The sequence below is a fragment of the Zobellia sp. 1_MG-2023 genome (genome assembly GCF_030549125.1).
Classification (GTDB): domain Bacteria; phylum Bacteroidota; class Bacteroidia; order Flavobacteriales; family Flavobacteriaceae; genus Zobellia; species Zobellia russellii.
In genome coordinates this window covers 745,211-771,900 of record NZ_JAUOSY010000001.1, presented here as the reverse complement: position 1 = coordinate 771,900, position 26,690 = coordinate 745,211, and the positions used below count along the sequence as shown (strand labels likewise).

Below are 26,690 nucleotides of genomic sequence, written 5' to 3'. Positions count from 1 at the left end.
CAACCTACCATGAAATTTGTAAAATACTTAGCGCTTACTCTAATGGCTGCACTGACGTTTGCAAACGTTCAGGCACAGGAGGATGACCCCGTACTTTTGTATAGTCCGGCGCCACAGAATTTATTGAAATTCAATAGATTTTTAATCAATCCTACCTTCTCTACCGTACAGGAAGACAAGTCTTATATTAACCTTTTACACAGAAACCAATCGGTACAGTTTAAGGATAATGACCAGACTTACTTTTTGAGTTACAGTGGTAGAATAGGTGATAGAAGTGGTTTGGGTCTAAGTCTTTATACCCAGAGTGTAGGGCCTGTTTCCAATATTGGAGTACTGGCCAACTATGCCTACGGTATAAAGTTAAGCGACAAGAGCAATTTTACCTTTGGTGGAAACTTGGCCTATTATAGTACAGGTCTTGATCAGAACAATATTGACGTTATAGATACGAACGATTACCGACTTAATGGAACGGAAGACAGTAATGTGCTTTCCTTTCAGCCTGGTTTTAACTTATCCTATGGGAATATAGATTTTGGTGTTTTTGCCGAAAACCTATTTGATTATAATCTAAAAACCAGCGAGTCTTTAACAGCCTTTAGTGATAAGACCTACTCTAGCCACCTTCAATATACTCATCGGTTTAAAAAAGATGATGGCATAATGGAAGGCAGCCGTTTAATGCCGATAGCAAGAGTACGCATCAACGGTCAAAACCGTTTGTCTGCTTCAGAAAATGAGACCCAAGACTTATCCTATGGTGGTGGTGCAATTCTTGATCTGCCAAAATTAGGATGGTTACAAGCTGGTTATGATAGTTTTTATGGTGCCTCTGCAGGTGCCGGTTTCAACATTAACAAAAGACTATCCCTAGGGTATACCATGGAAAAAGGTTTTGGTACCGATTTCAACAATTTTGGGGTTACCCATGAAATCTCGTTCGCCTATTCCTTTACACCAAACTTAACGGAAGACCGTGTTATGCTAGAGGATGATTATGAAGATTCTTTAGTTGAAAACGAAGAAGTTGACAAAAATGACCTTGTAGATAATGAGGAAATAGAGGAACTAAAACGTAAGCTTGCGGAGAACGATGCCATTATTCAAGAATTAATGTTCCGTCAAGATTCATTGGAAAACGATCGCCAAAAAGATTTGGAGCGTCGGTTTAACATGGTAATGAGCATGGTACGTAATGAAACCAACGGCAAAAGACCAGATTTAGAAGACCGTGCCGAGAGACTATTCATGGGAACCAATGATCGTCCGTCAGTAACAAATACTGTTAGCAACCAAGATTCTAATAACGGTATTATACCAAACAGTACATCATCTAAAACTAGTAAAACTACGGCCTTGGCAAACAATACTTCTAAGCAATCAAGACCAACCGTTGCCAGAGATAAGGTACAACAAACCACATCTAATACATCTACATCTGAAACAACTTCAACAGTTGCGGACAGAAGCAACGTAAAGAGTAGAAAATTCAAAAACCTCGAGGGCGTTAAGGACGGATATTATGTAGTAGCCAACGTTTACAAAGGTGGCCAGTACATGGATAAATTCATGAACAAACTTAATGGTGAAGGGTTTTCTTCGGATTATATAGCAAATCCGGATAACGGTCTAAAATACGTGTATTTACAACGTTACGATACATGGGACGAAGCTGTAGCCGCCCATAATAGTAGTATGAACGGTACTTATGACGGTGCCCTTTGGATTATGGATGTTGATAACCGTTACACGAACGAAGCCTATGCTTCTAACGTAAACAAATTAAAAGAAAAATCTGCCAAGTACGATACTGACGTTCTACAAACAAATACCGTAGTAAAAGACCAAGTGGTATCTAACGAATTAACTTCTAAAACTCACAAAATAGACGGTATTGGTTCCGGTTATTATATCATAGCCAATGTATTTGCAAACCCTAAGAATGCAAATCGTTTTGTGAAGCTATTAAATTCTTACGGGCTTAGTGCCAGTTATTTTATAAACCCCGAAAACAACTGGAGGTATGTATACCTAAAAAGACACCAATCTTGGAACAATGCCCTCCTATCCTACTATACCAACCTAAATGATGCGTACAACGACAAAATGTGGATTATGCGCGTCAGACCAAATCTACTGGCATAAATGATACCAAAATCCTTAAAAAAAATACTTGCGGGCGCTCTGTTTTTATATGCATTAGCAGGATTTTCCCAAGAATACAACTCCTTTGAAGTTCGTTATCAGAACAACATTAAAGGAGACTTGACCTTTATTTCAAACAGTATTGTTAATAGAGATGGGGGCACATCTGCCACAGAACCTGAAGACCCCTATAACAACCTTAACAACAATGGTAACTATTGGCCATCCAGTAATCGAGACCCTGAAACAGGAGGATACTACAATTCGAACGATTACAAAAATATGCAGTATATAGATGTAGATTCTGATGCTACTACATTTAGTTCTAGTACGGCAACATTTACTTTTCCGAATGCCGACTGTAATCTTATTAGATATGCTGGTCTTTACTGGTCGGCTACCTATCCTAGGGATGATACTGCAGACCCGGTTGGCACACCAAGAGATCATGAAATTGATGAAATCAAATTTAAAGTACCAGGAGGTACCTATGTAGATATTACCGCAGACGAAATACTGTATGACGGTTTAACCAACACACAGTTAAGCGCAAACGCACCATACGCCTGTTACGCAGATGTAACCGGCTTAATAACTCCCTTGACAAATCCTGAGGGAGATTATACCATTGCCAACATACCAAGTGCACAGGGCTATGGGATTACACCAAGTGGGAGAGGCAGAATGACCGGTGGAGCAGCTGGTGGTTGGACTTTAGTTATTGTTTATGAAAACCCCAACCTTACTGGTAAACTCATTACCACTTTTGATGGTTTCGCACGTGTAACGGGAAGTTCAAGTGTAAATATTAACTATTCTGGATTTAATACCATTCCTGTTGGCCCAGTAACAGCGAACATTGGAGCTGGAGCACTTGAAGGTGATTATGGAATAGTAAGAGATTATCTAAGAATAAGAGCGGCTAGCAACGGTGGGTTTACCACACTAAGCAATGGAACCAATCCATCAAATAACTTTTTTAATAGTAATATTACCCTTAACGGTGTTCATGCGGCCAATAGAAATCCTTTTAGTCGCAATACACTAGGCTATGACAGTGATCTATTCAACCTAAACAATCCTACAAATTCGGTTATCCCCAATAACGAAACGGCCGCCACATTCAGATTTCAAACCAATGGTGACCAATACTATCCATTTTTCAACTCTTTCAACATTGAAATCATTGAACCGGATATTATTCTCGAGAAAAAAGTAGAGGATATTGCAGGTAATGATATTACCGGGCAAGGTGTAAACTTAGGTCAAATCTTAGATTACGTTCTAACCTTTCAAAATACCGGAAATGATGATGCTATAAATTATACCATTCGTGATATTTTACCCATAAATGTTACGTTGGACGAGGCAAACCTAGACATGCCAACGGGAACAACGTATACCTATGACCCAGTAACACGGGAAGTGGATTTCTTTATCCCCAACAGATTTGTTGAAGTAGGAGATACTCCCGGACAAATACGTATGCGTGTTCAGGTTGCAGAAAATTGTTTCGATTTTATAGATGCCTGTACAGATTTAATTCAAAATTTAGCCTATTCTACCTATCAGGGGAGAATAAATGATAACCAAATTACTGATGACCCTAGTGTATCTGATTTTGATAACTGTGGATTTGTAACTCCAGGTGCTACCAACTTCTTGTTAGATGACCTTTCGGACTGTAATTTTACAAGAACGGTGCAACTTTGTGGTTTAAACGCCCTGTTAGATGCTGGTGATAATTTTGATAGTTATATCTGGGTTCGCGATGAAAACGGAAATGGAGAAATTGATGCATCCGATCCTGTTTTAAACGATGGAGATCCAGATAGCGACCAAAGTACATTAGAAGTAACCCAGGTAGGCACTTACATTGTAGACAAAATTGTTGCCGACCCTTGTAAAGGTTTTAAAGAAATTATTGTTGTTGAACGATATGGTACAACGCAAACCAATCCGTTAGTTGAATATTTCAATGATATAAACAGTGATGCAGACCCTACTAACGATATTCAAGGCGAAATTGTTGAATGTAGTATTGATGGTGATTTATTGCCCAAATTCTTCCTTTGTGGCTCCGCGGATGTTCAGCCTATTCAATTGAATATACTAGATGCTCAAAGTATTTCTTGGGAAAGATTGGATGAAGGTAGTTGTCTTGCAGCTCCTGACGATTGTGCCAACAAAAACCTTACCTGTACATGGAATCAAGTAGAAACAGGAAGCGATTACAATGCGGACACAGCAGGAAAATACCGTTTGGTTATAAATTATACCAATGGGTGTTTTAGCAGATTTTATTTTGATGTTTTCCAGAATAATCTGAACATTCTTTACAATGATAGAGACATTATTTGTTCTACGGATGGTAACATCACTATAACCAATTTAGGAAGCAATTATGGTTACCAGTTAGTAGACGTAGCCAATAATGCTATTGTAGTTCCTTTTAGTGCCAACAACGGTCCTAGCTTTGATATTTCTACTAATGGAGCCTATAGAGTAGACGTTACCCAATTGGACACTTCAGGAAATCCTATTCCAGATGCTTGTATTTTTAGCACTCCGGACATTGGAATCCTTGATAGGGATTTTCAAGTAGACGTAACTACAACCCCATCTAATTGTAATGCTCAGGGTATTATCAAAATTGATGTACTTAATGTTGAGCCCAATTATAACTACGTTCTAAGAAGAAGCGATGGAACCCTAATTGACGATGAAACCGCTCAGCCGGACAATACGCATTCTTTTAATGTAAACCCAGGGGATTATACCATTGAAGTTTCTACTCAAGACGGGTGTACGTATTCCGAAGATGTAACGGTAACCCGTACACCAGACCCAACAGTTACAGCGGTTACCACAAGAGATATTGGTTGTACAGCCGGTACCATTCAACTTACAGGAAGCGGAGGACTTCCCAATCCTGATTATTCCTATGCTATTTGGAGCAAAAACGGAACGAATTTATATGCCGATGTAGCTTCAATTCCGGGTGATGCGTATGATACCAATCCTATATTTTCTTTCGGATGGAGAGATACCGATGCCGATGATATTGATGAATATTTCCCCGGAGAAGACGGTGATTATGTTTTTGTAATCGTAGATTCTAACAACTGTTTCGCCTTTTCCAATGAAGTAACTATAAACGATAATGGGGCAATGACCCTAGATTCCATTACCGAAACTTCGCCTTCATGTAGTGGAGATTCGGACGGAGCGATAACTATAAATACAACAGGTGGTGTAGCCCCATACGAGTTCAGTATAGATGGCGGAACTACTACTCAAGGAACACCAAACTTTGTTAACCTTATTGCAGGTACTTATGAAGTATTTGTAACGGATTCATCAGGTTGTAGTTTTTCTCAAACTGTAAACCTAACCGAACCTTTTCCTCTTAGTGCTTCTGCGGGTGTTTCCAGAGATGCAACCTGTGATCCCAACGGCGCAGAAGTAAGAGTAACTAATGTTACGGGAGGTACAGCTCCATATGAATACAGTTTTGATGGTGGTGCAAGCTACGGTGCATCAAGTACGGCCACACTTCCTCCGGGAGATTATACGGTTATTGTTAGAGATGCTTCATGTGAATTTCCTATGAACGTTACCGTTGAGGACGTTCCTGATGAGCCAGAAGTAACCCTTACTCCAGAAGTAAGTTATGATTGTGACGGTTTGGCAACTGTAACGGCAACACCAAACATTACAACGTACAACTATACCTATGCCTTAGATGGTGTTCCAAATTCACCGGACCCTACGAGCAATGTGTTCCTTAATGTAGGACCAGGAACCTATACAGTAAGTACAAACTATAGCTCACAGACGCCGCCAACGCCAAGTTTGTTATTACAAGAAGATTTTGGAATTGGCAACGGTGCCATAAGAAGCCCCAATACCAATGGATACGCATTTGAGCCTCAAATAGATGATGGTATAGCAAGTGGCTCTGTACATGATAATGGACCACAAATAAACGATCTTGAATATGCTGTTACAAACCGTATTTCACCAAAATTCAGTTCATGGATCAGCCCTGACGACCATACAACCAACGGCACAAATCCTGAAGGCAGGTATTTAGTCGTCAATATTGGTGATCCACCTTTAGGGTCTGCTATATATAAGAAAGCAATAAATGACATTTATCCAAATCAACCTCTTACGGTTTCTCTATATGGAATAAATTTAATTACTTCTGGGGGAAGAATACCACCAGACTTAACCATTCAATTACGACTACCTGGTACTGAAACCATAATCGCCCAGGCCGACACAGGCCCAATGCCGGAGGATGGTAATTGGAACGAATATTCTATTTCCCTTAACCCCGGCACACACTCTAGTCTTGATTTTGTTATAATAACAAACGAAATTAGAACAAGTGGTAACGATGTTGCCATAGATGATATTACCGTTTTTCAAGTACCCGAGGTTTGTGAACAAACTGTTGAAACTGCGGTTACCGTTGTTGCTGGCAATGTATTTACCGCAAATATTACTGGCTCTACAGACGCAAGTTGTAACGGACTAAGCGATGGATCAATAACATTTGAAGTTGAAAACTTTAACGTAGCCGGATTTGAATATTCTATAGACGGTGGTGCTTTTATAGCCTCAACAACTTCACCGGTTACTTCTGCCTCAACCCTTGGTGCTGGTTCTCATACCTTGGTGGTTAGAAAAGCAGATGAAACAACATGTTCAAGAACGCTTACACAGACTATTAACGCACCAGATGCACTGGAAGCATTTGCTTCAATTACAACCGAATTAAGCTGTACCAATGGTGGAGCTACCATAACAGCTGGTGTTACCGGAGGTACTGCTGCTTACGAATACCAATTGGAAGATAATCTGGGTGCGATAGTTGGGACTAATGACTTTGCTACTAATGGTTCTAACACCGTCTTTTCCGGTTTAGCTGCAGGTGATTATATTGTTCGCGTACGGGATGCCAATTCATGTGAAGATGCCATTGATGCTGCTTTGACGGTGACCGCGGCAAATCCTATTACTTTTAACGTTACGCCAACGGCTTGTTATCCTGGAGGAAATACAGCTACCATTCAGGTTGATGTTACTGATGGGAATGGAGATTATACCTTCAGCATAAACGGAAACCCTTGGGTAAGCCCAACTCCAGCAAACAGTACAACACACACTTTTAGCGGTCTTTCAAACGGTACGTATACCATTAATGTTCAAGACGGACTAGGGTGTACCGGTGTATTACAGAATATTACCATTGACCCTCAATTAACGGTTAGCGCATCAGCACCTACTATTACGGCCTGCGCGACCGATACAGATATAACTATTTCTGCTTCTGGTGGGGACAATAACTATGTATTCGCTGTTGTAACTAATGGAACTGCAGTAACGAATAGTGATTTCAGCACTGATAATCCAGTTACAGTTTCGGCTGCAGGAGATTATGATGTGTATGTACGTGATAATAGTGGGGGAGCAGATTACTGTTCGGCCATGTATACGATTACCGTAAACCAAGACGCTCCTATAGGAATTACCCCAACACCAACCGCTGTAACTTGTTTTGGCGAATCAAACGGTGCAATCTCAATAGTTGTAGATTCTGGTGGAAACGCACCGTTCATGTACAGTATTGATAACGGGGTTACCTATGTAACCGAAAATAGTTTCCCTAACCTTAGCGCGGGAACCTATCCTGTGCGCGTTAGAGATTCCAATAATTGTGAAACTACGCCTCAGGATGTAGTTGTTACGGAACCATCTCAATTGGTAGCAGAAGCGAGTATTACACAAAATTATACCTGCCTTGTTGATGGTGAAATTACTGTTGGAGACGTTACGCCAACAACAGGTGGGTCTGGAGATTATCAGTATAGCATAAATGGTGGAGCTTGGACAGCTGCTTCTTCAACAGGAGTGCATGCTTTCTCTGGTTTAACCGATGGTACCTACAGCATTAGGGTTAGGGATACCAATGCTACTTCATGTGAGCTTACTTTGGCCGATGTTATAATTGCTCCATTACCAACAGAACCAACACTTTCTACCTCAGTAACCTACAACTGTGATGGAACAGGAAACATAACCGTTCTACCTAACGATGCTTCGTATACGTATAGCATAGATGGAGGAACGGCTCAACCAACAAATGTTTTTAACGATATAGCTTTAGGAAGCCATACCATTACCGTAAACTATGGTAGCGATTGTACAGTTGATAGAACAGTAATCGTTGAGGACGGACATGCCTTTGAAGCTTCGATTACTGTCTTTGAAAACCTTGATTGTAATGGCGATAATTCAGGAACTATTACCATTGATGCCGATAACTATGGTACAGGCGGATATGAATATAGCTTGAACGGAGCTGCATTTGTTGGTCCGTTTACAGCTGCAGAACAAATTACAGGCCTTGCCGCACAAGCACATTCTATAGAAGTGCGTGATGTTGATAATGCTGCTGCAAGTTTGCCTGATTGTACTGTAACATTGACTCAAACATTGACCGAACCTAATGCTCTTGTCGCTTCAGCAAGTATTACTTCAGAATTTACGTGTAATAATACAGGTGCTACCATTACAGCCAGTGCTACAGGTGGAACTCCAACTTACGAGTATCAATTAGAAGACAATGTAGGTGGAATACTGACAGGTTATCAAACCAACACGGAATTTACCGGTGTGCCTGCAGGTGATTATATCGTAAGGGTAAGGGATACAAACTTATGTACAGACCCTATAAATACGGCAATTACCGTAATTGCTCCTGTTGTACCAACTTTTGACGCCATACCTACAGCTTGTTATTCCGGTACCAATGATGGTTCCATAGCTGTAAATGTTACTGCTGGTAATGGAGGTTACAGCTTTAGTATTGATGGAGGTCCGTTCGTAGCGGCAACTCCAGTTACGGGAACGACACACACTTTTGATAATTTAGCCAATGGTACGTATACCATAGATGTTAGAGATGCTTATGGATGTACGGCTGTTCAACAAACCATTACAATAGACCCACAGTTAGTAGTATCCGTAGAGGTTGTTGATATCAGTGCGTGTAATGACGGTTCCATTACCGTTAATGCCACAGGTGGAAACGGAACCCTGGTTTACGCCATTGTACCGGCAAATACCGACCCTTCTGGTCTTTATTCAACAACTAACTTCTTAAACGTTACTAGCGCTATGGCTACTGCCAACCCGGCTGGTTATGATGTGTATGTTTTAGATAATAATGGTGCTTCACCATCATGTTCATTCGTTCAAGAAGATATTATCCTGACTCCTGTTGCCACGTTAACCGCAAGCGGAACAGCAACCGACCCTGAGTGTTTTGATGGACTAGGTTCAATTGATGCTACGCTAGGTGGAGGAACAGGTCCGTTTACGTATCAATTAGTAGATTTGACTCCTGCCGACGGTATAGATTACGGAATAACAAATACTAATATTTCTACCACAACATTGACTTTCAATGGTATTGGAGTAGGTGATTATGAAATTACGGTTACCGATACGAACAGTTGTACCGTTACTTCATCAACCATTACCATCAACAATGCTACAGAAATAACTGCGGATATTGATCCTATTTTACCAGCGGCATGTAATGACCCTGATCCCAATGAATACGGCTTCCGTTTTGATAATGTAACCGCTCCTTCCGGTGGTACCATAGAATATAGTAATGACGGTGGTACTACATGGCAACTTTCAAATGAACTAAGAGGTACTGTTTCAGGTACGGAGGTATTCCCTTCTATTAGAGTAACATTACCTAGCGGCACTATTTGTCAGAGAGACTTTGATAGATACATTATTCCTTATCCTTTGGATAATTTGGACATTAGTATAAGCGCGATAGTTGTAGACTGTTTTGATTTGCAAGTACGTGTTCAAGGAACCGCAGGTGTAGCTCCTTATGAATATGCATTTTCGGAAGACCCTGCTAATTTTGACCCAGCTACCACAACCTGGCAACCAGGTGGAACAGTAAATTCCAGCGGTGCTACGGTTCCAGCGGGTGAAGGTTCCTATACTTGGACCGGACTTACACCGGGTAGAACCTACATTTTCTATGTTAGGGATAATACGGGTTGTGTACGCCAGAGTTTAATCAATGTTAATGATCTAATTAACGAACCTATTGAAATAACTACGGATATTACTCCTACGTGTTTTGGTTCATCAACGGGTGAAATAGAATATACTTTGAATCCTAGTACACCAAGTTCACACATGCGTTGGGAATTTTTTGAAGTAGGAAATCCTATTGCTCTTCAGACTAGTGGTGGAGACATTCTTTATAACAATACTATAACCGTTAGCGGTTTGCCTGAAGGCGAATATTATATTGATATTGTTCAATCTGATGGAACTACAGATGCCTGTAGAGGTGGTAGCGAAAATACCTATTTACAAGAGTTACGTGCTTTAAGTGCAACACCAAACGTTACCAGGGATATTTCGTGTAACCTACCGGGACTAATTTCAATTGATGGAATTATCGGTGGCGGCGGAGCACCATACACTTTTGATGTAACAGGACCTGCTGGTTTTACAGCATTGACCGGTACAACGGACAACCCTGTACAGATTCCTGTGAATTCCCCAGCGGGTAATTATACAGTAACTATAAATGATCAATATGGTTGTTCATTTACCATGGCCCCTGTTGCATTGACTTTATCGCCAAACCCTACTATTGATTCTATCACACAGGATAATTGTAGCGCTCCAATAGACCTTACCGTTGTTGGAAACTCAGCGGCAGGAAATATCCGTTATGCTATTGCACCGGCCGGTGACCCAGCACCAAGCACTTACCTAGATAATGGTGGCGTATTCAACGATATTGCTGCAGGTTCCTATGATGTTTATATTATTGATGGAAATGGTTGTATGGCCTCACAGACAGCGTTTGTGGTTCATCCAGTACTTTCCGTTCAAGCTAGGCTTACTAAGCTTATAGATTGTACGGCATCACCTGAGGCAACAATTAATATTGAAGCTACATCAGGGTCGGGAAGTTATGAATATTCCATTACCAACGATGCTGGTGCCCCTGCGGTAGCTCAAACAGCGCTCCCAGGAAATCCTTTTGATTATAGAGCGCCTTTAGCGGGTAACTATACCATTACCATTTATGATACTAACACGCCTAACAATGCAGGTTGTAACAGAGAATTCACAATTCGTGTTCCAGACCGGCCAGAGCCGATAATCGATACAGTTACTTCTACGGATGTAACATGTAATGGAGATAGCGATGGAACAATTACAATATCAGCTGTAGATAACGGTATCGGTCCGTTTACCTTTGAGATTACTTCTTTGGATAGTGGTGCCGTAAGCATTGCTCCAACAAGCTTTACCAATACTTCTGCTACGTTCACAGGTCTTGCACCTACAACTACGGCCGCAGGTTATATCGTAACGGTTAGAAGTAATCCTACTACCAACAATTGTACAACGGATAGTGCTTCTATACTTATTGCAGAACCAGCTACTATTGCTGTAACTATGGATGCAGTAGTTGAGTTTGGCTGTACTACGGCCAATAATCAGAATGACGCAAGTATCTCCGTGGCAAGTGTAACAGGAGGTTCTAACGCATTCGTACGTTATGAATTCATTAAAAATGATAATCCTAATACAGTTCCTGTAGAAGCTGATATTGTGGTTCAAAATGGTTCTAACGATACCTATATTGAAACCGATCTATTAGGTGGAGCTTATACGATTAATGTCTATGACGATAAGGGTTGTGTGGGCACGACCAACGCCACAATTGCTCCTTTTGTTGAAATCAGTAATCCTACGGTTACCACTGATACGGATGTAAGCTGTAACCCTGGTAATGATGCCGAAGTTACTATAGGTGTAACCCTAACGCCTCCATCGGGAACTCCAACTCTCGAATATTCAGTTGTTGGAACGGACAATGCGTATAGTGTATTAAATCAAACTAATGATTCATTTACCGGAATAGGGGTAGGAAACTATGAAGTGACCGTTACCAATACAGATACCGGATGTTTTGTACAAACTACTTTTGAAATTGAAGACCCAAATACATTTGAAATCGATGCTACCACTGTTGATGTAGTATGTAATGGAGACGATGGTTCTGTTAGCTTTACCATAAGCGATAGTACCAATCCATATACTGGAGGTTTCACATGGCAAATATATAATTCGCAAGGTACGACTACCACAGGTGATGATACTATCATTGCAGGTGCTACCGGAGCTTCGGCCAATGTAGGTCCCACAACACCATTTAACATTGGCGCGGGCGAGTACCGCGTTGAGGTTACCCAAGATAGTAATCCTTCTTGTGTTGCTTCTGAGTTATTTACCATTGCTGGTCCTAGTGACCCAATTAGCGCAAACAGGATATTTACCGATATCACTTGCGTACCAGGTAACAACGGTACCATTACCATTACCGATGTTACCGGTGGATGGGGCGGTTATTCGTATCTGATTTTTGATGCGGCAGGTCCTGTTATTGACACTAACGATTCTGCGAACTATACTTCAAACCAGAAAGAAGAAAACCTTACTGCGGCTACCTATGAAGTTTGGGTTATGGATTCTAGAGGATGTGCTGAGCAATTGGCAGATGTTATTCTTGTTGATCCAACACCGATTACTGCAGATTTGAGGATCAATCAGCCTAACTGTACCAACTTAGAAGGTGAAATTGAAGTTATTAACGTAATGAACGGTCAGGGTAGCAACTACAGTTACCAATTACAGCTATTCAACACTGGTACTTCTGCTTTTGAAGATATGAGACCTATACAAACCTCAGCTATATTTAGTGGCTTAGGTGCAGGCGAATATCAAGTAGTCGTTAGTGACCAATGGGGCTGTGTAGGTACCACAAGTACAAGCATTGACTTACACGAACCTATTTCACCATTGGCATCCGTAGTTAAAACGATTGATTGTTCTACTACAGATCCTGGTGGACAGATTACCATTTCACAAACAGGTGGTTCTGGAAGCTTCAGATATGATGTACAATATCCACTGTCTGCTCCAGCTACGGTAGATGATACTAACAATACGGGTATTTTTACAAATCTTACACAAGTAGGAGATTATGTATTTACCATTACCGATTTAGACCCGAACCACGGTTGTAGTACAACTATAACACAACGTTTGGAAACAGCGGTAATTCCTGTGCTGAACGTAGATTCTTCTACCAACGTAACTTGTAATGGCTTAGATGATGGAACAATTTCCGTAAGTGTTACCGATAATGGAGTAGGACCATATACCTTCCGTATTATCACGGGTCCAGGTAGTTCGGCTACTTTCCCAATAGCGGCAACATCATCTACTACAACATCTGCTTTCTTTGATGGACTTGAAGGTTCTATTGCCGGAATAACTTATACTATTGAAGCAAGAGGGGCTAACAACTGTGCTATAACAACAGATGTTACTATTACGGAATTAGATGTTATTACCGTAGATCCTATTAACATTGTTCAGTATGGTTGTACTGTTGGAAACAATGGAAATAACGCTAGTGTGTCATTTACAAATGCATCAGGTGGAACGGGTACTTTCAATAGATATGTATTTATCCGAGATGGAAGTGTAGTTCAAGATGGTTCGAACACCACATATTTTGAAACTGATGGTCTGGGTGGTATCTATGAAATTAGAGTATATGATAATGCAGGATGTTCTGCTCTATCAGTCACAGACACTGTTTTACCTTTTGTAGAAATTAGTGATGCAACGGTTACAACTACCCAAGAAGCTGCTTGTTCTCCATTAAACAATGGCCAAATAGAAGTTGGGGTAACGGTTAGCCCAACTACCGCAACTCCTAACTTGGAATATGTTGTAACGGGAATAAACGTTACCTACGCACAGACCATTACTTCTACCAATAATCCTGAAACATTTACAGGTTTGGAAGTTGGAAATTACAGTGTAAGAATTACCAATCTAGATACAGGTTGTGTAATAGAAACTGTTCATAGAATTGAAGACCCGGATGTTATAGAGGTTACAGCCACGAAACTTTCCGACGAACAATGTTTGAACGATGGTGTAGATGATGGTAGTTTTAGTGTAACTATTGATAACTACACAGGGCCTTACAGCTATCAAGTATATGATATAAACGATAATCCTGTAGCCGGATTCAGTGGAACTGGAGATACCAGTACACCTTTGACGATTTCAAATCTTGTTGGAGGAAGTTATTACATACGCATTACAGAAACTACAGCACCTTTGTGTGATGATGATTCTAATGTGATAACCGTATTGGCTCCAAGTGCTCCAATTACCGCTATTGTTAGAGAAGAAGCCAATGTATCATGTAGCAATGATCAAGGTGAAATATTTGTAGATCCAATTGGTGGTGAAGGACCATATACCATCCGTTTGGAAAACACTACTACATCTACGGTATATACCGAAACAAATGTAGAGGCGTTTATTTTCAGAAACTTAGCGGCCGGTGATTTCCATGTGACTGTTACAGATGCATTCTCTTGTGTATTATCGGATAACATCACATTGATCAGACCGGATGATATTGTAGCTAATATTACGGCAACTACCTTATCGTGTTTTAATGCAAATACGGCAAGCATATCAACAACCGTAGGTGCAAGAAATATTACACCAACGTACCAATATCAGTTGAATGTTTATGATGATATTTCCGGAAGTAACTTATTAACTACTTCTGTTGGTCAGAGTACAGGCGACTTCAATAATTTGGCTGCTGGATTCTATAGTGTAACGGTAAGTGATGAGGTTGGATGTTCAGAAGAGACCGCTATTCTTGAAATAGTAAATCCTACGGAAGTAGAAGCTTCATTGATCAGGACAAGTCCGTTGACTTGTACCACCGGTGTAGAATTTGAATTAAGTGCCACTGGAGGAAGCGGAACGTACGAATTTAGTGCAGACAATATAACATGGACAGCAATGCCAGGAAACAGCGTTAATTTGCCTTTAAGCGGCATGTTGAGTGCAGGTGTTTACCGCTACTATGTTAGGGATGCTGCAAATTTATGTACAGCTGTTCAATCTAATTCTATTGAAGAAGACCCTATTGATCCATTAATATTAACAGTAGATGATACTGCTGCAGTAATTAACTGTAATGGAGATAATACCGCTACTATCTATGCTACGGCAGATGGTGGTTTAGGAAACTATCAATATTCGCTTTACACAGATGCTTCATTAAGTGCGGCTTCTCGTATAGCGGGTCCACAAAGCAATGGTACCTTCAGTACTTTGCCAGCCGGAACCTATTACGTAGATGTAATCAGTCAGGATTGTAGATTAACTACTCCTGAACAAGTAGTTATCTCTGAGCCTTCAGCTTTGGAATACACAGATGAAATTATAGATGTTTCTTGTAACGGTGAAGAAGATGGAAGTATAACCGTTACCTTGTCCGGTGGTTCAGGAGGCTATCAATATGCTATATCTCCAAACCTTAATCAGTTTGATGATGAAAATACATTTGAAGACCTTGCCCCTGGAGATTACAGGGTAATTGCACAGGATCAAAATGGCTGCTTTATAGAGTTGGAATATACCATTAACGAGCCTGCCATTGTTGAAATATCGGCCATCTCAACACCAGAAATATGTATAGGTGAAGAAAATGGTACAATTGAATTGACCATTACCGGAGGAACTGCAGGTTATAGCACCCGAATGCATACAGAAACCGATTTTGTTCAGGACAGAACAACTTTTACCGGTCTGGCAGAAGGAAACTACATCATATTTGTACGTGATGCCCAAGGTTGTGAAGAAAATATAACCGTTGCCGTAGAACCAGGCGTAAATTTAAATGCTACTGTAGAACCCGTATATGGTTGTAATGGAAATATTCCTAACAACTATATAAATATTACCCTAGAAGACGAAACTATTGCAGATCAGGTTCTTTATGGTGTAGATACCATGAATCCAACAGAAATGCAGTTGAACCCATTCTTTAGAGACCTTACACCGGGTACGCATTACATAGCTATATCCCATGCCAACGGTTGTATCGTAACATACGATATAGAGATTGAAGATTTCCAACCTTTAACTCTTGTTCTAGAGCAAACCAACATCAACCAGATAACAGCAAACGTTACTGGTGGAAGAGGTGAATACAATATTACTTTTGGTGATAAGGATAATGGTACGGACAATACGTTCTACATTAACCGTACTGATACTTATGTAGTTACCGTAACCGATGAAAACGGTTGTGAAGCTGTAGCAAGCATATATATGGAGTTTATAGATCTTGATATTCCAAACTTCTTTACCCCAAATGGAGATGCGGAAAATCAGACATGGAAACCTAAAAATGATGAAGGCTTCCCAGAGATACTAACCATCATATTTGATCGTTATGGTAGAGAGGTGTACCGAATGGGTGTTGGTGATCCAGGATGGGACGGTCTTTACTTAAGCAAAGAGCTTCCTACCGGAGATTACTGGTACGTTATTAAACTCAACGGAGAGAATGATGACAGGGAATTCGTTGGACACTTTACCCTATATCGCTAAATAAAAATACTTAACCTACAACCTACAGTACCATGCGCAAATTCATATGGACCATGCTGCTCTTATCGGGCATCATAACCGCAAGAGGGCAGGAGCTTAATTCGCCCCAGCTTACTCAATACTTGGCAGATAACCCGTTTGTTCTATCACCGGTTTATGCGGGTATAGGAGACCATGTAAAAATTAGGCTTAACGGTCTTACACAATGGGTAGGAATCAAAGACGCGCCACAAACACAGTCTCTGGCAGCAGATATGCGTTTAGGTGAAAAATCCGGTATAGGTCTATTTTTATATAATGATAAAAACGGATATACCAAACAACAGGGTGCCAGGGTATCATTTGCTCATCACTTAACTCTAGACAGATATGATGATGAATTCTTATCCTTTGGTCTTTCTTACAACTTTAACCAGTTTAGAATAGACATTGATAAATTTGTGGATGCCAATCTTGATCCGGGAGTTATTAACAACCGCCAAACTAGCAATCATAACTTTGATGTTGGGGTACTGTACAGATATGGTAAATTCTACATAAGTGGTAATGCATCCAACCTTTTAGGCAAGGATCCTAGCAGTTTTACCTTTGATGCAGATGAACCTAATGAACTAAGAAACTATTACGTATATACCGGATACCGATACAGAAAAAATAAAAACAGTGATTTAGAAATAGAGCCATCTTTACTCTTTAAAATGTTTGAAAGTGATGGACGTTCAGAAACCGATTTAAACCTAAAATTTAGATGGTACAATTTTGAAGACTATTTCTATGCCGGTGTTAACTACCGTTTTTTGAACGATCAAATAGGTAGTCCACTTTTTATAGCACCTTTTGCAGGTCTAAAAAAGAACAATTTCTACTTTGGGTATTCCTATCAAATAATTCTAAATGAATTACTTACTTATAGTACAGGTACCCATGTAGTAACTATTGGTGTAGACTTGTTTCAAGGACTTAGTAATTGTCGTTGTACGTATTAAGCGGCAAAGTTGTTCAAAATACCTGTCCGATTATGAAAATTACAGCCTAGCTTTCTATTCTAATCTCGGCCGTTTCAATTAAGTTTGCAAAAATAAATTTGATTTTGGACAAGGTTAAAGTTAATAATATAAGGGTCTATGCCCACCACGGTTGTTTAGAGGAAGAAACTGCCATAGGTAGCGAATATTTGGTGAATGTGTCTGTAGATGCCAATTTAACCAAAGCATCAATTTCCGATAGATTATCCGATACGGTTGATTATGTTCATATTAACCATATCGTGAAAGAGGAAATGAAAGTGCCTTCTAAACTTTTGGAACATATTGGTAAACGAATCATAGATCGTATTTTTGACGAAATTCAAATTGTTCAAAAAGCAGAAGTTGAGGTTTCAAAAATAAACCCTCCTATAGGCGGTGATGTTGAAAAAGTGACCATAGTTTTAAAGGAAAAGCGAAAAAAATAACGTACCCAATACACTAAATCATCATTCTAAATAACTGCAAATCTTTATACTTAGCTCTTTTCATGTACGATGTAAATAGCCATTGTGAAAAAAAAGTAAAGTAAAAATAACATTTCCATCAAAAAAACTATCTTTGCACCTGCAAATGGCATCGTGGCCGAGTGGCTAGGCAGAGCTCTGCAAAAGCTTGTACAGCAGTTCGAATCTGCTCGATGCCTCAATAAAAAACCTTCGTGTACAACGAAGGTTTTTTTGTTTTAAATACGAAACATCCAGAGCAAGTATATCATTACAATACTCCCTATTATTTAGCTAAAGCTTTTCTATACGTTCAATACCGTTTTCTATATTAAACTGGTCTTTTGGTAAAAAACCTTTGATTATTAGCACTATACCACATATAATCAAAATAATACCAAGTCCTTTTTTAATGAAAAATATTCTGTTTACCGTTAGTTTCTTCTTTAACTGTTTCGCCAGAAGAATCTTAAATATATCCGTTACAAAATAAGCCCCCACCATTGCAGAAAAGAACACTACAATACGGTTAGGGTCATTATCCAAACTAGGTCCTACCACAATGATAATACCCAACCAAAATACCAAAACCCCAATATTTATAAAATTCAGCAGAAAACCTTTTACGAACAGACCTAAATAATCGCTTTTCTTAACTTTTATATTAGTTTCTACCTGTTTGGGAGGTTTTTTAAATATGGTAACAATACCATACACCAGAAGTATTGCACCTCCAAAAACATACAGACCGGGCTGGTTGCTTAAATTTTCAAGAAGTTGAAAACTACTAAAATAAGCAAGAACAAGAAAAACACCATCTGCAAGAATAACCCCAAAATCAAAAATAAGGGCCGCCCTAAATCCTTTAATGGCACTTGTTTCCAAAAGAACAAAGAAAACAGGCCCAATCATAAAGCTTAAAAAAAAGCCTAATGGAACTGCTGCCTGAATGTCTTCCCACATGCGTTATTCTTGGTATTCTTTACTATTAATTTTAAAGCAAAATGTAGTTTTATCCTTTCCTGATAAGAAATTGGAAAGGCTACACCACAAAGCTAAGGGATTAAAAACTGGAATAAAAACCGATTACATTCGTGTTACCGTACCACCAAACACAGTTTTTTCATCCATTTTTTTAGGATTGCCGTACACCAAAACCTCTCCGCCGGCCTTTACAGTGGCCTTTACATAATCCGATGCGTAAATCTCTGCACGAGATCCGGCATTCACATTTATAGTAGAAAACTTAGTTATGAATTCTTTACCCTCATAAACACCACCGGTATTTATGACAATATCCTGTAAATTAGAGGAGCCACTGGTTGATATCATTCCACCGGTAACTGTCTTTACCAACATCTGTTCAACTTCGGCATTAATTTCCAGTTCGCCACCTTCTTGGGCCTTAAGCTCAATAACTTCTTGTTTTATAGATTCATCCGAAACTATTCTAGCATCTTCGTTAACGTCTATAACAATAAGTTTTTCGGTATAGTACAGATCAACAAAAGTTCTGTACCCACTAAAAATTTTACCTATTTGCATTCTTATTTTAAGAACACCATCATTATTAACAATAGCTACCTTATCCATATTCTCACCGGATATAACGGCCTTATTCTCATTTGCCTTGATAAGCTTAATGGAAAGACCATCAAAAGCCTTAACCTCTGAGAATTTAGTTAAGTCTTGAGTCATAGTAGCATCTTGGGCAAAAGTAACTTGAAGCCCAAGAATACAAATGACAAGCAAAACGAACTTTTTCATAATGTACCTTTTTAGGTTATTTTGATAGTTCAAAGACAAAATCCGTTCCAAAAGAACCGATTACGACTCATGCTTTCCCAAAAGAGAGAAATCTAAATGACGTTTTACCAAATCTGAGTTTTTGACCATGACTACTACTTCATCACCCAATTGGTAAGTTTTCTTTGTCCTTTCTCCTACAATTGCGTACTCCTTTTCGTCAAAGGTATAATAATCATCTTTTATATCGCTGATTCTCACCATGCCTTCGCACTTGTTCTCTATAATTTCAACATAAATACCCCATTCGGTAACTCCACTAATAACACCAACAAACTCTTGGTCTTGGTGGTCTTGCATAAACTTGATCTGCATGTATTTAATGGAATCTCTTTCTGCACTGGAAGCTAAGTACTCCATATCTGAAGAATGTTTACATTTCTGTTCATAAACCTCCTCTTTTACAGATGCACCACCATCTAAATAATGTTGCAATAAACGATGTACCATTACATCCGGGTATCTTCTAATTGGCGAGGTAAAATGCGTATAGTAATCGAACGCTAAACCGTAATGCCCAATATTATCCGTTGTATAAATAGCCTTGCTCATACTACGTATAGCAAGTGTATCTACCAAATTTTGTTCTTTCTTGCCTTTAACATCGCTCAAAAGCTGATTTAGAGACGCGCTAATGGATTTTTTATCCTTAAAGTCTAACTTGTGCCCAAACCTGGAAACAATACCGTTAAGCGCTATTAATTTATCTTCATTGGGATCATCGTGAATACGATATACAAACGTCTTTTTAGGTTTTTGTTTACCTATGAACTCGGCCACTTTTCTATTGGCCAGCAGCATAAATTCCTCAACTAACTTATTGGCATCCTTAGATTCCTTAAAGAATACTCCAACGGGCTCACTTTCTTCGTTCAGGTTAAAACGTACTTCTACCTTATCAAAAGAAAGAGCACCTTCTTGCATACGTCTGCCCCTCATAATTTTGGCCATCCTATCCATTTCCAAAGTAGCGTTTACTACATCTTCAGGAACGGTATAGGTATCTTCACGAATAGAAATTTCTTTTGGAATACTACCTTCCTTGGTTTCTATAATATGTTGGGCCTCTTCATAAGCAAAACGCTCATTGGAATTTATAGCCGTTCTACCAAACCACTGGTTCTTGATATTGGCATCCTTATCCATTTCAAAAATTGCGGAGAAGGTATATTTTTCTTCATTGGGCCGTAACGAACAAGCGTTATTGGACAATACTTCTGGAAGCATGGGAACCACACGATCCACAAGATAAACGGAAGTAGCTCTTTCATAAGCCTCATCATCCAAAATGGTATCCGGTACCAAGTAATGAGAAACATCTGCAATGTGAATACCTATTTCATAATTACCATTTTCCAGTACTTCAAAAGAAAGTGCATCATCAAAATCTTTGGCATCCTTAGGATCTATGGTGAAGGTTAAAACCTCTCTCATATCCCTTCTTTTGGCAATTTCCTCTTCTTTTATAGAAGTATCAAGTGTATCTGCAAAACGCTCAACCTCAGTAGGAAATTCATACGGGAGTCCGTATTCTGCTAAAATGGCATGTATTTCTGTGTTATGCTCTCCTGGTTTTCCCAAGACCTCAATAATTGTCCCGGTGGGTGAATCGTCTTTGTCTTCCCAACCATCCAATCTAACAATAACCTTATCGCCATCATTAGCTCCTTTTATACTATCTTTTGGAACAAAGAAATCCGTGTACATTCTAAAATCCGTGGGACGTACAAAAGCAAACGTCTTTTGTAAATCTACAATACCTACAAACTCCGTTTTCTTACGTTCCAGGATATTGGTAATCTCACCTTCTAATTTCTTGCCATTTCTCCTTGGAAAGATATACACCTCTACAGTATCTCCATGAAAGGCCTTTTTAACTTTATTGGCAGGAATGAAAACATCATCCTCCATATCTTCTATGACAATATAAGCATTGCCCCTGCCGGTAAGATCAACGGTACCTGTGTGGTATTTTTTGGAAGAAGCCAAGGCCATATAATTACCTCTGCCTTCTTCTTGTATTCTTTTCTTTTCTTTGAGTTGGCCTAACCTTTTTACTAATTTGTTACGGTCCTGAGTATTGTTAAGGCCTAGTTTGGCCGCTATTTGTTTATAATTGAAACTCTTTTTAGGTTCTTTCTCCAATACGGTAAAGATTCCTTTTGTTATCTCGTTGTTTCTATGATTACGAGCTTTCTTTTTGTTCTTTGACATTAACTATCTTTAATTTATACGGTAAATTACGAATTATAATCCATTACATCCGTTATTGAACATCCTTGATCTCAAAACAAGGTTATCAACAACTATATTATAATCTGTTTTTCTTTTTTAAAATTTAAAATAAAATTGGTGGTTATTATAGAGTGTTAATAAGGCTTATAAAAATTTGAAGAAATAGTTGTTCCATGTTACTTAAAGAAGTTGTTGACAATTTGTACCGATCTAATATAACACAGAATCAGGGTGATAACTACATTATCAATATTCGTTGATAAGCGATATCAACATAAATTATTTAATAAGTAAACGTAAATTTAATGTTAATTACCTCCAATAACATTTTGATAGCGTATTACAAAATGGGTAAAAATAATTTTCTCAATTAGAGATTAGTTTTGTAGAGTACTATTCAGGTGAGAAATCAAAATTTAAGATCTACTTTCTTTTGCAAGGTTATTAACAATATAAACACCTTTTAACAATAACAAATTAACAATGAACAAGTGTTTACAGAAAACTAATGTTGTGAACTCTATCCATGTTGTGGTAAAGCACTAGTATTTGTACCTTTGAGAGCTATAAAAGGGTTTTATACACTTATAAAACCGTACAAATTTAAGCTTCTAACGAGATTACGCATAATGAAAATAGCTATTGGAAACGATCACGCGGGTACAGATTATAAATTGGCCATCGTTGGTTTATTGAAATCTATGAATATAGAGGTTAGCAATTACGGAACTGACGGAGCTGATAGTGTTGATTATGCAGATTTTGTACATCCTGTTGCCTCAGATGTTGATAACGGTAATGTTGATTTTGGAATTATTATTTGTGGTAGCGGTAACGGTGCCTCAATGACTGCCAACAAACACCAAAAAGTACGTTGTGCTTTGTGTTGGACAAAAGAAATTGTTCAATTAAGTAGAGAACATAATGACGCTAATATATTAAGTCTGCCGGCTAGATTTATTTCATTACCACAGGCATTGGAAATGGTAAAGACCTTTTTGAATACCAATTTTGAGGGAGGTAGACATGAAAGGAGAATAGAAAAAATTCCTTGTAAGTAAGCTTCCAAAGTTTTACTTTTAAAAAGGAAAGTTTCTTTATAGTCACTTTCTTATCCAACCATCTTGCTAAGTTACCAGATGTTTATAACTGGAGCAATCTTGTTATGAAGGTTATGAGGTATCCAAATATGTTCAATACAATGTGAATCCATTTTAATATGGGTAGTGTATTGTTGATGTAATCAAGTTCCCAAACTATTGTTTTTGCTTAAAAGTTGGTTTTAGAACAGTTACCGCAATAAAAACATCAAGGTTAAGGAGTTTTACAACATTCTTAAGACATAAAAGACATCGTGTATCACAAATTAGGTTTTCAGAACGTTACTATTCAACTTAAATACCAAAATGTAAAAACACGTAAATAATTGTACAAGATTGATAGTATGATGGAAATAAATGTAAAATCATTTGAAGCGCTTACCAAATTGGAACTTTATCATATTCTTAGGTTACGAAGTGAAGTTTTTGTTGTTGAACAGGATTGTGTTTACCAAGATATAGATGATAAGGATCAAAAAGCGTTACATGTTTTAGCCACTAAAAATAATGAAATAGTTGCTTATACTAGAATATTTAAACCGGGAGATTATTTTGATGAAGCAAGTATTGGTAGGGTAGTGGTTAAATATTCCGAAAGAAAATACGGTTATGGAAAAGATATTATGAAAGCATCTATTGCGGCGGTAGAGGAACACTTTAATACGCCGGTCATGAAAGTATCCGCTCAACTATATCTAGAACGTTTTTATCATACTTTAGGTTTTGACCAAGTAGGAGATGGCTATCTTGAAGATGGCATACCACATATAGGTATGGTTAGAAAATAAAAAAGGTCCGTTACATACGGACCTTTTTGTTTCTTATGATTGTAATGTTATATACGAATAGGTTCTTTATTGGATAGGTTAATATCTTCCAACATATTGTCAGTAAACTTGTAATGCCCCTTGGTGGTTATAATTCTAAATCTATTGGAATTCATTCTGCTTAAGGTATCCAAGAAAAGCCACTTTGTTTTTAGTAGTCTGGGTTTAGATGATTTCAGGCTTATTTCAAAGTAATATTTTCTACCGTTTTTAAGCGCTACTATGTCTGGGGTAATTTTGGAATCCGTACCTTTTCTAACATAGGATTTGGGAGTATCGTACCCCTCAATATCCGCTTTAATATCTTCGAAACCTGTGGCTTCAAGATGATTGATCGACTTCTCTAAAAACTCCTGATTTTCTGACTTTTCTGTTCTTACCATAAAGGATAAGATATAAAAAATAACCGCAATTGCAAATTTTTAGTGTTGATTAACAGCATTTTAAGAGCGTTGAGTCCTTCAATTTGTACATTGTATTCAATTTTACAGAACCGACTGACCGGTCTAATTGGATACAATTCGGAAATAAAAATCAACTATTTTCATCGTTTAAAAACATGTTGATAACGCTGTAATTAAATCAAAACCAAAGCTTAAAGCTATAATAAAACTTTACAGACTGATCAGTCTAAAATATCTGTTAAGCCAATCTTTTGGCAACACCGGTTTCTTCTAAAAAATCGAGCTTTAAAATAAGGTTCAATGGTTTTTCGGCCTTGTTTTTTGTGGATGCGTACAGGTATCCTTCGTTCCTATGGTTCAACTCACTAATCTTAATTTTACCATGAAGCTCTTTATCAGGCACAATGTATTTTTTTAAGTTTGATGAGGTAATAGATCGGACCGTTAAAAGGTCTATTAGTTTTTGTCTATTTACCAAGGTAATTTTGCACGAAGTAAATTCTTTAGGTGCATCCGCATAAATTGAAGTTATCAATGCGTAGAAATCCGTTTTTTTTGAAGTGTCAAACAACCAACCTTCTTTTAATATACCGTTCTTCTGGTAACTTAGTTCAAAGGCAAAAGTGGGTAAATTTTCATTTAGGTAATCTAGTTGGGCCTTTTCGTCAATTGAATAAGTTCTACCACAGGTTTTACGGGTGAAAATTAAATCTATACCCGCCATTTGCTGTTTCATATTGGACACCCGCTCAAAAGAGTATTGCTTTAGATATTGGCGGTAATAGCGATCTAATAAAATGCACAGCTTCTGCTCCCTTTCCAAATCTGACTTGAAATTACTTTGAAGCGGCATAGTACAGTTGTTAATATTACGCAGAAGAACTAAACCTGAATTTTAGCGGCCAAGGCGTCTGCAATTTTTTCTACCACGCCTACCACAAGGGCATTTCCCATAAAAAAGGCGCGTTTGGTATCACTTATACCTTCTAATAACGTATGATTATCCGGAAACATATTTAAACGTTCTAATTCTACCGGTGTCAATCGTCGCAATCCTTTTGATGTCTGCACTACATGTTTAAAACGTGAAGGCGATTTTCCACCTTCACCGGTAATAATAGTCCTTGACGAGTTGTCCAGGGCATCGGGAAAAATCATCCCGCCTTCACTATAATTATAGGTAAAACCGGTTTTGGCCGTTCGCACCTCTTTTTTGGCCCCTTTTAAATATTCCCATTTAGGAAAATCCTCTTCGGGAATAAAAAATTCAGGCGTTACTTCACCGTTTTGGAGCACATCCCCTAAAACGGTACGTTTACCATCATAACTGGCTTGCGTCTTTACCGTAAATACTTTACCGTTTATGAACACACCCGTATTTTGAAAGGGGGAAAGCTTTTCACCCAAATTAAAATTGTTTGAAATATGGACCAAATCACCCTCAATTTCAAAGGAAATCGGTTTTTGAGTGGTTTGTTGAACAGGAAAAGCAGAAGCTATAGTACCTTCCGAAAGTACCCAATCCGTTGAAACGGACTTTTTAAGTTTTTTGTAAAGCGAAGTTGATTTGTGATACCCTAAGAAAAATATGCGTCTGCGCCGTTGTGGCATTCCATAGTCCGCGGCATTAATAACCCGCCATTCTACGGCATAACCCAGGTCATCCAAACTTTTCAACATAATGGCAAAATCACGCCCACGTTGGGCAGAAGGTGATTTTAATAAACGGTCTACATTTTCAAGAAATAAGTATTTTGGCGGATTCTTTTTTTCCGAAAGTATTTTATGAATACTCCACCACAGCACGCCTTTTTTACCTATAAGACCTTTGGAGTTCTGTAATGTAGTAGCTACGGAGTAATCTTGACAGGGAAATCCGCCTACCAGAAGGTCTGCATCGGGTATGGTTTGCGTTTCAACTTCCGCAATATCTTGATTACTGTGGTTCTCTTTGCCAAAATTGGCCTCATACACCAAAGAAGCGTGTTGCGCTTTGGTTGAAGGTTCCCATTGGTTACTCCAGACTACCTCATATTGTCCGGTTTTTTCCAGGCCTAGGCGAAATCCACCTACTCCTGCAAAAAGTTCTATTGCCTTGAGTTTGCTCATTTGCGATAAAATT

12 protein-coding genes and 1 tRNA gene are annotated in these 26,690 nt (G+C 38.7%); 7 read left to right on the top strand and 6 right to left on the bottom strand.

Annotated features, from left to right (window positions below; all coding sequences use genetic code 11):
* Positions 1 to 9: 9 nt before the first annotated feature.
* From Q4597_RS03100 to Q4597_RS03080, 5 genes are all read left to right on the top strand, one after another.
* A complete protein-coding gene (locus Q4597_RS03100; protein WP_303404694.1) occupies positions 10 to 2,148 on the top strand; it encodes a PorP/SprF family type IX secretion system membrane protein in 2,139 nt (712 codons plus the stop codon).
* Positions 2,149 to 16,725 (top strand): T9SS type B sorting domain-containing protein, encoded by a 14,577-nt coding sequence (locus tag Q4597_RS03095; RefSeq protein ID WP_303404693.1) that lies wholly within the window; start codon positions 2,149 to 2,151, stop codon positions 16,723 to 16,725.
* Positions 16,726 to 16,757: 32 nt separating this feature from the next.
* Positions 16,758 to 17,711 carry a type IX secretion system membrane protein PorP/SprF gene (locus Q4597_RS03090; RefSeq protein WP_215913434.1) on the top strand — a complete coding sequence of 318 codons (954 nt, stop codon included), beginning with the start codon at positions 16,758 to 16,760 and terminating at the stop codon, positions 17,709 to 17,711.
* A 104-nt stretch (positions 17,712 to 17,815) separates the two neighbouring features.
* Positions 17,816 to 18,178, top strand: a complete 363-nt coding sequence (folB, locus tag Q4597_RS03085; protein WP_289037784.1) for a dihydroneopterin aldolase — start codon at positions 17,816 to 17,818, stop codon at positions 18,176 to 18,178.
* A 147-nt stretch (positions 18,179 to 18,325) separates the two neighbouring features.
* Positions 18,326 to 18,396, top strand: a tRNA-Cys gene (locus Q4597_RS03080).
* 94 nt (positions 18,397 to 18,490) lie between these two features.
* Here the strand turns inward: Q4597_RS03080 and Q4597_RS03075 are convergent.
* The 3 genes from Q4597_RS03075 to rnr all read right to left on the bottom strand — a co-directional run bounded on the left by Q4597_RS03075 (position 18,491) and on the right by rnr (position 22,216).
* On the bottom strand, positions 18,491 to 19,159 hold the full coding sequence (locus tag Q4597_RS03075) for a LysE family translocator (RefSeq protein WP_215436787.1): 669 nt from the start codon (positions 19,157 to 19,159) through the stop codon (positions 18,491 to 18,493).
* Between the two features lie 123 nt (positions 19,160 to 19,282).
* Positions 19,283 to 19,963, bottom strand: coding sequence for a head GIN domain-containing protein (locus Q4597_RS03070; protein WP_303404692.1), 681 nt, complete (start codon positions 19,961 to 19,963; stop codon positions 19,283 to 19,285).
* A 60-nt stretch (positions 19,964 to 20,023) separates the two neighbouring features.
* The gene (gene rnr, locus Q4597_RS03065; RefSeq protein WP_303404691.1) at positions 20,024 to 22,216 is read right to left on the bottom strand and encodes a ribonuclease R; all 2,193 of its coding nucleotides are present in this window, start codon (positions 22,214 to 22,216) and stop codon (positions 20,024 to 20,026) included.
* 650 nt (positions 22,217 to 22,866) lie between these two features.
* On the opposite strand from rnr, the gene Q4597_RS03060 reads away from it, so the two are divergent.
* Complete coding sequence (locus tag Q4597_RS03060; protein ID WP_215436796.1) at positions 22,867 to 23,298, top strand: RpiB/LacA/LacB family sugar-phosphate isomerase; 432 nt, start codon at positions 22,867 to 22,869, stop codon at positions 23,296 to 23,298.
* Positions 23,299 to 23,681: 383 nt separating this feature from the next.
* Positions 23,682 to 24,125 (top strand): GNAT family N-acetyltransferase, encoded by a 444-nt coding sequence (locus Q4597_RS03055; protein WP_303404690.1) that lies wholly within the window; start codon positions 23,682 to 23,684, stop codon positions 24,123 to 24,125.
* A gap of 47 nt (positions 24,126 to 24,172) precedes the next feature.
* Here the strand turns inward: Q4597_RS03055 and Q4597_RS03050 are convergent, their stop codons facing one another.
* From Q4597_RS03050 to dcm, 3 genes are all read right to left on the bottom strand, one after another.
* Positions 24,173 to 24,547: a hypothetical protein gene (locus Q4597_RS03050; RefSeq protein ID WP_215436802.1), complete on the bottom strand. Its 375-nt coding sequence runs from the start codon at positions 24,545 to 24,547 to the stop codon at positions 24,173 to 24,175.
* A 259-nt stretch (positions 24,548 to 24,806) separates the two neighbouring features.
* Entirely contained in the window at positions 24,807 to 25,421 is a 615-nt protein-coding gene (locus Q4597_RS03045) for a hypothetical protein (protein ID WP_303404689.1), read from the bottom strand.
* Between the two features lie 29 nt (positions 25,422 to 25,450).
* Positions 25,451 to 26,677 (bottom strand): DNA (cytosine-5-)-methyltransferase, encoded by a 1,227-nt coding sequence (dcm, locus tag Q4597_RS03040; RefSeq protein ID WP_303404688.1) that lies wholly within the window; start codon positions 26,675 to 26,677, stop codon positions 25,451 to 25,453.
* Positions 26,678 to 26,690 lie beyond the last annotated feature (13 nt).

Excerpts from the sequence above, each read along its gene's own strand:
- Q4597_RS03070 (WP_303404692.1), bottom strand. The coding sequence starts at position 19,963 with ATGAAAAAGTTCGTTTTGCTTGTCATTTGTATTCTTGGGCTTCAAGTT.
- Q4597_RS03095 (WP_303404693.1), top strand. The coding sequence starts at position 2,149 with ATGATACCAAAATCCTTAAAAAAAATACTTGCGGGCGCTCTGTTTTTA.
- Q4597_RS03050 (WP_215436802.1), bottom strand. The coding sequence starts at position 24,547 with ATGGTAAGAACAGAAAAGTCAGAAAATCAGGAGTTTTTAGAGAAGTCG.
- dcm (WP_303404688.1), bottom strand. The coding sequence starts at position 26,677 with ATGAGCAAACTCAAGGCAATAGAACTTTTTGCAGGAGTAGGTGGATTT.
- Q4597_RS03090 (WP_215913434.1), top strand. The coding sequence starts at position 16,758 with ATGCGCAAATTCATATGGACCATGCTGCTCTTATCGGGCATCATAACC.
- Q4597_RS03055 (WP_303404690.1), top strand. The coding sequence starts at position 23,682 with ATGATGGAAATAAATGTAAAATCATTTGAAGCGCTTACCAAATTGGAA.
- Q4597_RS03075 (WP_215436787.1), bottom strand. The coding sequence starts at position 19,159 with ATGTGGGAAGACATTCAGGCAGCAGTTCCATTAGGCTTTTTTTTAAGC.
- Q4597_RS03060 (WP_215436796.1), top strand. The coding sequence starts at position 22,867 with ATGAAAATAGCTATTGGAAACGATCACGCGGGTACAGATTATAAATTG.
- Q4597_RS03045 (WP_303404689.1), bottom strand. The coding sequence starts at position 25,421 with ATGCCGCTTCAAAGTAATTTCAAGTCAGATTTGGAAAGGGAGCAGAAG.
- rnr (WP_303404691.1), bottom strand. The coding sequence starts at position 22,216 with ATGTCAAAGAACAAAAAGAAAGCTCGTAATCATAGAAACAACGAGATA.
- Q4597_RS03100 (WP_303404694.1), top strand. The coding sequence starts at position 10 with ATGAAATTTGTAAAATACTTAGCGCTTACTCTAATGGCTGCACTGACG.